Origin of the sequence: Virgibacillus sp. JSM 102003 (assembly GCF_041949995.1) — a bacterium.
Classification (GTDB): Bacteria; Bacillota; Bacilli; order Bacillales; family Amphibacillaceae; genus Lentibacillus.
On the sequence record NZ_JBHFQH010000030.1, the window covers coordinates 1938 to 4868 of the forward strand.

Below are 2931 nucleotides of genomic sequence, written 5' to 3' on the forward strand. Positions count from 1 at the left end.
ACAAAAACAAGTTAAGTGAAGAAGGGCGCACGGTGAATGCCTTGGCACTAGGAGCCGACGAAGGACGGGACTAACACCGATATGCCTCGGGGAGTCGTAAGTAGACATCGATCCGAGGATTTCCGAATGGGGGAACCCACTGTTCGTAATGGAGCAGGACGCGTATCTGAATACATAGGATACGTGAGGCAGACCCGGGGAACTGAAACATCTCAGTACCCGGAGGAAGAGAAAGCAAACGCGATTTCCCAAGTAGCGGCGAGCGAAACGGAAACAGCCCAAACCAGAAAGTCAAGCTTATCTGGGGTTGTAGGACACTCCATCGGAGTTACCAAGAAATTCTTTAGATGAATCGATCTGGAACGATCAGCCAAAGCAGGTAAGAGCCCTGTAGTCGAAAGAGAATTTCCTCCGGAGTGGATCCTGAGTACGGCGGAACACGAGGAATTCCGTCGGAATCCGGGAGGACCATCTCCCAAGGCTAAATACTCCCTAGTGACCGATAGTGAACCAGTACCGTGAGGGAAAGGTGAAAAGCACCCCGGAAGGGGAGTGAAATAGAACCTGAAACCGTGTGCTTACAAGTAGTCGGAGCCCGTTAATGGGTGACGGCGTACCTTTTGTAGAATGGACCGGCGAGTTACGATCGTATGCAAGGTTAAGTGGAAGACACGGAGCCGCAGCGAAAGCGAGTCTGAATAGGGCGTTTTAGTATACGGTCGTAGACCCGAAACCGTGTGATCTACCCATGTCCAGGGTGAAGGTCAGGTAACACTGACTGGAGGCCCGAACCCACGTATGTTGAAAAATGCGGGGATGAGGTGTGGGTAGGGGTGAAATGCCAATCGAACACGGAGATAGCTGGTTCTCTCCGAAATAGCTTTAGGGCTAGCCTCAAGGAACGAGTACTGGAGGTAGAGCACTGATTGGACTAGGGGCCCTCACCGGGTTACCGAATTCAGTCAAACTCCGAATGCCAGCTACTTAGACTTGGGAGTCAGACTATGGGTGATAAGGTTCATAGTCGAAAGGGAAACAGCCCAGACCGCCAGCTAAGGTCCCAAAGTATACGTTAAGTGGAAAAGGATGTGGAGTTGCCCAGACAACCAGGATGTTGGCTTAGAAGCAGCCATCATTTAAAGAGTGCGTAATAGCTCACTGGTCGAGTGACTCTGCGCCGAAAATGTACCGGGGCTAAACGTATCACCGAAGCTGCGGATTGTTCTTACGAACAATGGTAGGAGAGCGTTCCAAGTGCTGTGAAGTCAGACCGTGAGGACTGGTGGAGCGCTTGGAAGTGAGAATGCCGGTATGAGTAGCGAAAAAAGAGTGAGAATCTCTTTCACCGAATGCCTAAGGTTTCCTGAGGAAGGCTCGTCCACTCAGGGTTAGTCGGGACCTAAGCCGAGGCCGAAAGGCGTAGGCGATGGACAACAGGTAGATATTCCTGTACCACCTCATGAGCGTTTGAGCGATGGGGGGACGCAGTAGGATAAGGAAAGCGCACTGATGGAAATGTGCGCCCAAGCAGTGAGAAAGTTGGATAGGCAAATCCGTCCAACAATTTTGAGCTGTGACGGGGAGGGAAATCGAGTACCGAAGTTCCTGATTCCACACTGCCAAGAAAATCCTCTAGTGAGTTCATAGGTGCCCGTACCGCAAACCGACACAGGTAGGCGAGGAGAGAATCCTAAGGTGAGCGGGAGAACTCTCGTTAAGGAACTCGGCAAAATGACCCCGTAACTTCGGGAGAAGGGGTGCTCCTTTAAGGAGGAGCCGCAGTGAATAGGCCCAAGCGACTGTTTAGCAAAAACACAGGTCTCTGCGAAGCCGAAAGGCGAAGTATAGGGGCTGACACCTGCCCGGTGCTGGAAGGTTAAGGGGAAGCGTTAGCACTTTGGTGCGAAGCGTAGAACCGAAGCCCCAGTAAACGGCGGCCGTAACTATAACGGTCCTAAGGTAGCGAAATTCCTTGTCGGGTAAGTTCCGACCCGCACGAAAGGTGCAACGACTTGGGCACTGTCTCAACGAGAGACCCGGTGAAATTATACTATGTGTGAAGATGCACATTACCCGCGACAGGACGGAAAGACCCCGTGGAGCTTTACTGTAGCCTGATATTGAATGTTGGTACAGCTTGTACAGGATAGGTGGGAGCCGTCGATACCGGAGCGCTAGCTTCGGAGGAGGCATCCGTGGGATACCACCCTGGCTGTACGGACATTCTAACCCAGGACCGTGATCCGGTTCGGAGACAGTGTCAGGCGGGCAGTTTGACTGGGGCGGTCGCCTCCCAAAGCGTAACGGAGGCGCCCAAAGGTTCCCTCAGAATGGTTGGAAATCATTCGCAGAGTGTAAAGGCAGAAGGGAGCTTGACTGCGAGACCTACAAGTCGAGCAGGGACGAAAGTCGGGCTTAGTGATCCGGTGGTTCCGCATGGAAGGGCCATCGCTCAACGGATAAAAGCTACCCCGGGGATAACAGGCTTATCTCCCCCAAGAGTTCACATCGACGGGGAGGTTTGGCACCTCGATGTCGGCTCATCGCATCCTGGGGCTGTAGTCGGTCCCAAGGGTTGGGCTGTTCGCCCATTAAAGCGGTACGCGAGCTGGGTTCAGAACGTCGTGAGACAGTTCGGTCCCTATCCGTCGTGGGCGCTGGAAGTTTGAGAGGAGCTGTCCTTAGTACGAGAGGACCGGGATGGACACACCGCTGGTGTACCAGTTGTTCCGCCAGGAGCATAGCTGGGTAGCTACGTGTGGCAAGGATAAGTGCTGAAAGCATCTAAGCATGAAGCCCCCCTCAAGATGAGACTTCCCATCACTTCGAGTGAGTAAGATCCCTCAGAGACGATGAGGTTGATAGGTCCGAGGTGGAAGCGTGGTGACACGTGGAGCTGACGGATACTAATAGATCGAGGACTTAACTAAT

At 53.0% G+C, this 2931-nt stretch carries 1 rRNA gene; it reads left to right on the forward strand.

What is annotated here, in order from left to right:
• Positions 1–9 precede the first annotated feature (9 nt).
• Positions 10–2930 (forward strand): 23S ribosomal RNA (locus ACE1TG_RS19635).
• Position 2931: the final 1 nt, after the last annotated feature.